This is a genomic window from Leifsonia sp. HAY1-4F (assembly GCF_056755275.1).
Window position 1 is genome coordinate 22,684 of record NZ_JBNDHX010000043.1, and the last position, 6,000, is coordinate 28,683.

Sequence of the window (6,000 nt, forward strand, 5' to 3'; positions counted from 1 at the left end):
TGGGCGACTCCGGGGGAGACCTGGGGCATCGCCGCGGCGGATGGGAGCGGCCGGATGCACCGAAGCGGCGGTGAATGCTGCGATTTGGAACGTTTGCCGGTGTTCGCCGGGCCGCACATGTTCCGTAAGGGCGCAATCGCGCATCTCCTGGCCCGGGAGGCGACGGGAGCGCGACGTCACGTCAACCGCAGCACCAGCACCAGCACCAGCACTGCCGCCGTCGCCGCCCATCCCGCCACCGTGAACACGGTGTCGGCCGTCCGCCAGCGCGGAGGGACGCGTTCCGTGCGTCGAGGGTGGGCGCCGAACGCCCGGGACTCCATCGCGAGGGCGACGCGGTCGGCGTGACGGATGCTGGACGCGAGGAGGGGTACGATGCCGGCCAGCATCCGTCTGGCGGCCGCGATCGGCCCGCGCCCGGGGGCGACGCCGCGGATCCGCAGCGCCTGGCGGATCAGCGTGAGTTCGGCGGCTGAGCGCGGTACGAACCGGTAGGCGGCCACGGCCGCGTACGCGAAGCGGTACGGGATGTGCAGCTGCGCGGTCAACGCCCGCGCGAGCTCCGGCCCGCTCGTCGTGAGACCACCGATCAGACCGAGGGTCAGCAGGGCCGCCAGGCGGAGGGCGGTCGTCAGGCCGATGAGGAGCGCGCCCGTGCTGAGCCGTAGCGGGCCGGCGGAGACGAGCACGGCCGTGCCGGCCGCACGTACGGGGTCGACCCAAACGGCGGATCCGACCGACACCATGAGGATGCCGACCGGCACGCCGATGAGGAGGAGGACCAGCGCGCGGGCGTGGAGGCGGCCTCCAGCCAGCAGAAGCAGGACCGCGAGTAGTAGCAGGAGGAGCGGCGCGGCCGGCTCCCGGGCCACGAGCAGCGCGATCCAGGCCGGGACGACCGCGGCGACCTTCGCGAGCGGGTTGAGCCGGTGGAGGAAGCTCGGCGCAGGCGTCGCCAGGCGGAGGGCGGGCGCCGTCATCGCAGCCCGGGAAGGTCGGCGAGTCGTGTCAGTCCGCGCAGCTCCGCAGGGATGGACGGCCCGGCGAGCGCCCGCACCAGCGGCGGCTGCCGGAGCGCGTGCGCCTCGAGCAGCGCACGGTCGCGCAGGATGCGCGCCGTCTCATCCAGGGCCACGACCCGCCCCTCGTCGAGGATCGCGACATGGCGTGCGTACTGGCCGATCAGCCCGAGGTCATGGGTGACGACGATGACCGTCGTGCCGGACGCGTTCAGCGCGGCGAGCAGCTCCAGGAGGTCGGCCGCGCGGGCGCGGTCCTGGCCGAAGGTCGGCTCGTCCAGGACCAGGACGGGCGCGCCCTCGATCAGTGCCGTGCCCACCGACAGCCGCCGTTTCTGCCCGCCGGAGAGCCGGAATGGATGCGACGAGCGGTGCGCGTGCAGGTCCAGCAGAGTGAGCATCCCGTCGACGCGGGCGCTGACCTCCGTCTCGGGGAGCCGGCGCTGTCGCAGACCGAGCGCCAGTTCGTCCTGCACGGTGTGGGCCACGAACTGGTGCTCGGGATTCTGGAACACGAAGCCGATCGTCTCGCGGAGAGCGCTCCCCGATGCTCGCGCCTGGTCGATGCCGAGCACCTCCACGGTCCCCCGCGGCACGCGCAGGACGCCGGCGAGCGACTGCACGAGCGTGCTCTTGCCCGCGCCGTTCGGGCCGACCACGGCGAGGAAGTCGCCTCGGGGTACGCGCAGCGAGACCTCGTTCAGGATGCGGCGGGCACCGCGCCGCACGCTGAGCCCGGTGACCGAGACCGCCGGGGGTGCCTCCGCGTCCCGGCCGGAACCGGTCCCGCTCGGCTCCGCGGCCCCGCCCCGGTCTCCCCGGGTGTCCGCACGAACCTCCGCCCACGCTCCTCCGCCCCCGGCGACCTCCGACCCTCCAGCCCCTGCCTTCTCGCCGGCATTGTCCACATCCAGATCCGCCAGCGCCGCCGCCAGCTCCTCGACCGTGAGCGGCAGCGGATCCAGCGGGATGCCCGCCCTGCGCATCCGCAGGGCGGCGGTCGTCGGAGTGGGCAGCCAGACGCCGAGAGCCTCGAGATCCTCGGCGCGGGCGCGCAGCACCTCGCCGATCGGGCCGGAGGCGAAGGGGCGGCCCGCACCGTCCAGCACGAGCACCGTGTCCACGATTCCGAGTGCCAGGTCGAGGTCGTGCTCGACCAGCACGACCGACCGCGTCGAGCCGGGCGCGGTGAGCTCGCCGAGGAGCCGGTACACCTCCTCTGCACCGGCCGGGTCGAGGCTGGAGGTCGGTTCATCGAGGACCAGCAGCGGCGACCCGAGCGCCAGGGCGCACGCGATGGCGAGTCTCTGCTTGCCGCCGCCGGACAGGATGTCCGGGTTCTCGTCGCGGCGGTCCCACAGTCCGACTGCGCGCAGGGCGGCCTCCGCGCGCGCCTCGACCTCGGCCGCCGGGACGAGCCGGTTCTCCGGACCGAAGCACACTTCGTCGAGGACCGTGCGGGTCACCAGCTGCGCCTCCGGGTCCTGGAACACCATCGCCACGCGCTCGCTGAGCTCCGCCACGCTCGCCTCCCGCGTCGAGACCCCGCCGACGGTCATCGTGCCGGCGAACTCGGCGGGAACCGCGTGCGGCACGAGCCCGTTGAAGCTCAGCGCGAACGTCGACTTGCCGCATCCACTCGGGCCGAGGACGAGGAGCACCTCGCCGGGCGCGACCTCCACCTCCACCTCGTCCGGCGTCCAGGCGGTCGCACCGGGATAGCGGACGCGCACCGAGCGGGCGACGGCCGCAGGAGCGAGCGGAGGCGGACCATCCACGGATGCCCTCCTCTCGCCCGGCCCATCCACGCTACGGCACCGGGCGCGCCGGCTCAGCCGGCGGGAGTGGCGGAGCAGGACGTCACGATGCCCGCGAGCGTCATGACGTACGTGTAGTCGACGACCTTCGAGCTCCATCCGGTCTGCGGGTCTACGACGGTGACGTGGATGACGAAGCTTCCGCCGAGCAGGCTGCCGATGGCGTTCAGGATGCTGATCGGGATGGTCGTCGTGTACACGCCGCCGGCGACGGTCGTCGTCGCTCCGGTGACGAGCTGACTGTTCGTGCCTTTCTGGGCGACGAACTGGACGGTCGTCGAGGCGTAGCCCGCCGGAGGCGACCACTGGAGGCTGACGCTCGTCGTTGTGACCAAGCCCGCCCAGGAGCAGAACGGCGCCGTTCCGGCGAGCGTCACCGGGGGGATGGTCTTGGCCTGGAGGGTCGCGGTCGCCACCTCCTGATCGCGCCACTGCGCATCCACCGGCTGCGGCATGGCGATCAGGCCGCCGACGGCGACGAGGGAGGTGAGCGTTGCGGCGACCAACAGCCGGGTGATCCGCCTAGGCACGACGTCGCCGCCTCAGCCTGGCGCCGACCCGCGCGAGCAGAATGCCTCCCAGGACGGCGGCGCCCGCCAGCGCCCCGTAGTCGCCGATGCGGGTTCCGGTGTCCGGGAGGGTCGCCGGGCCGCCTGCCTCGGTGATCGTCCCGGACGCATCCACGCGCAGTACAGCGGTGACGGTGTTGCTCGCGGTGTCGATGGACGCGTCGGGGGCGAGCGCGAGCCGGATCTGCAGATGGACCGTGCCGGGCGTCGGCTTCACGCTCGCCTCGAGGGCCGTGCGGGCGGCGGGCAGCGCGCTCAGCGCGGTGGCCGGCAGGACGATACGGGCGCCCGAGGAACAGGTCCCGCCGGCCCACGGGCGGACGCAGCTCTCCACCTCGGCGGTGATGGCGTCGGAGCGGGCGAGCGGACCGGTCGCGGAGAGCTGCCCGAGGAGGCTGTCGAGCTCGCTCACGTCGGCCACCACATCCACAAGCCACGGTGTGCTCTGGCCCGGGACCAGCAGGAAGGGCCGCGGGCCGGCATCGGAGGTGAGCGTCAGGGGCGGCGGCGTGGGAGCGGGTGCGGAAGCTGCGGCGGGAGTTCCCGAACCGAGGAGGCCGACGAGGATTATGGCTGCAGCGGTGCAGGATGTCGCCGCGAACCGTATCGCAGGCCGGCGGCTCATGTGCGGAACCCCGCGACATCGACCCGGCGTCCGCGCGACCGGCGGCCGCGGCCCCCGCCCTGTTCGCGTCCCTCCCGTTGCTCCCCTCGTTCTCGCGGCCAGAACACCCACGTGACCAGGGCCGCGACACTGAGAGTCAGCACGCCGATCACCCACGGGCTGCCCAGCCACACCACGACCCGGGCGAGTCCAGGCGCAGACCACAACACCTCGCGGACCGTCGCGACGTCATAGGGAGCCGGGTCGACCGTCGGGTTGGCGTCACCCTTCAGGACCAGGCGGGCACGCCCATCCTGAGCGGGCTCGACGGACACCACGCGGTGCGTCACCGGCAGCTGGCCCGGCCGGTCGACGGTCACCACATCCCCCACCCGGGCCTCTGCGGCCGGAACCTGGTGCACCAGCGCCAGCGACCCGGTCGGGATGGTCGGGGACATGGACCCGGTCTTGAACATGATGAGACTCAGATGGAACACCAGAGCGGCCGCGACCCACAGCAGGCACAGCACTCCCCCGACGGCGGCCACGTTCAGCAGGGCGCTCCGGAGCCACCGGCCCGCGCTGCGTCGCCGACGGTTCGGTGGGGTGACTCCGTCCGCGCTCAGTGCGAGGACGCTTGGAACTGCCATGTCGCGGTCCCGGCCTGCGACTGGGTGAGCCCGGCTCCCGCGGTCACGGCGAAGCACAGGTCGACGGCGGCGCCGGCGCTGGTCACCGGAGCGCCCGGCGCCAGCTCGAACGTCACCGTCCCCGGAACACTCCCCACCGCTGTCGCCGCCGGCACCAGCACGGTGCCGGTCGTCGAGGACGTGCACCCGAAGCTGGAGGGCTGGATGAGCGTGTACGTCAGGTTCGTGACCGTGCCCGTCGTGGAGGGTGCGGTCACCGTCACCGTCGCCGGGCTCGTGGTGTTCGCCGCGAGCCGGACGGCGTAGGGCGCGTAGACGACGTCGCCCGGCGACAGCGACGAAGCGTTCACGCTGAAGCCCAGCGCAGCACCGGGAGTGGTGGCGTGGTCGCTGAACGCGGTGCCGTCGGTGGACCCCTGCAGGTTGAATGTGCCGGCCTGGAAGGTGCCCGTCGCGAACTCGGAGTCGTTCCAGGCCGCAAGGGTGACGGTCGCACCGACCCCAAGGACGAGGCCGCCGGCGAGCAGCGCCCGAACGCGACCGGAGACGCGTCGACGCTTCCTGGGTTCGGACTGGTCGGCGTGTCGTGCACGAGTGACGGCTTCGGGCTTCGCTGCCTGGTCATCCATCGGGGTCCAACATTTCGTCGGTTGGCTGGCACGCTACCCCTCCGCCGAGGCGCTGCGACAGCGTTTAACCCTGCGATCACCCTGATCAGGGGCTTAAACCCCCATCACTGGGTACACAGAACGGTCTCGTCGGTATGTGGCGACCATCCCGCGCAGACGCCGATCAGTGCGACAGGGTCGTCTTCAGGATGATCACGACGACCCCGAACAGTCCCGTCACGACGGCTCCCGCCAGGCACACCCACTGGGAGCGGCCGCGCACGAGGAAGACGAGGAAGCCGAGCAGCGCGAGCATCAGCACGCACAGCCAGAGCGCCAGGCCGACGCCCACATCGGAGGGCACGATGCCGAGGGATCCGAGGAGCAGGGGCACGCTCGGGATGACGGCCGCCTCCAGCATCCCGCCCGATTCGCCCACCGCGTAGCGCAGCGAGTCGCGCATCCGGTCGCCGAGCCGGTCCGCATCCCCGTGGAAGCCCAGGGCGTCGGAGTAGACGTGGGCCAGCCAGAACACCACGATGCTGACCAGGCTGAAGACGAGGATCTCCACCGCCGAGCCGGCATCGTCGTTGCTGACGGAGGACGCGGCGATGACGCTGGCGTAGACGATGGTGCCGTAGATCCCGGCCGGCGTCCCCCAGTGCCGCCAGAGCCGGCGATGGATGCGGACGCCGGTGTCCTCGGCGCGCCGGTCCTCGGCCGGTGTGCGGTC

General features: G+C 72.5%; 7 protein-coding genes. All 7 read right to left on the reverse strand.

The window, feature by feature from the left end; genetic code table 11:
- Positions 1-176 precede the first annotated feature (176 nt).
- Positions 177-980, reverse strand: a complete 804-nt coding sequence (locus ACPYOG_RS10115; RefSeq protein WP_481294100.1) for an energy-coupling factor transporter transmembrane component T family protein — start codon at positions 978-980, stop codon at positions 177-179.
- On the reverse strand, positions 977-2,797 hold the full coding sequence (locus tag ACPYOG_RS10120) for an ABC transporter ATP-binding protein (RefSeq protein ID WP_481294101.1): 1,821 nt from the start codon (positions 2,795-2,797) through the stop codon (positions 977-979). The genes ACPYOG_RS10115 and ACPYOG_RS10120 overlap by 4 nt, the downstream gene beginning before the upstream one ends.
- Positions 2,798-2,850: 53 nt before the next feature.
- On the reverse strand, positions 2,851-3,366 hold the full coding sequence (locus ACPYOG_RS10125; RefSeq protein ID WP_481294102.1) for a hypothetical protein: 516 nt from the start codon (positions 3,364-3,366) through the stop codon (positions 2,851-2,853).
- Positions 3,359-4,030, reverse strand: a complete 672-nt coding sequence (locus ACPYOG_RS10130) for a hypothetical protein (protein WP_481294103.1) — start codon at positions 4,028-4,030, stop codon at positions 3,359-3,361. The genes ACPYOG_RS10125 and ACPYOG_RS10130 overlap by 8 nt, the downstream gene beginning before the upstream one ends.
- Entirely contained in the window at positions 4,027-4,659 is a 633-nt protein-coding gene (locus ACPYOG_RS10135; RefSeq protein ID WP_481294104.1) for a signal peptidase I, read from the reverse strand. The genes ACPYOG_RS10130 and ACPYOG_RS10135 overlap by 4 nt, the downstream gene beginning before the upstream one ends.
- On the reverse strand, positions 4,632-5,288 hold the full coding sequence (locus ACPYOG_RS10140) for a SipW-dependent-type signal peptide-containing protein (protein WP_481294105.1): 657 nt from the start codon (positions 5,286-5,288) through the stop codon (positions 4,632-4,634). Before ACPYOG_RS10140 ends, ACPYOG_RS10135 begins: the two co-directional genes overlap by 28 nt.
- Positions 5,289-5,451: 163 nt before the next feature.
- Positions 5,452-5,952: a hypothetical protein gene (locus ACPYOG_RS10145; protein WP_481294106.1), complete on the reverse strand. Its 501-nt coding sequence runs from the start codon at positions 5,950-5,952 to the stop codon at positions 5,452-5,454.
- Positions 5,953-6,000: the final 48 nt, after the last annotated feature.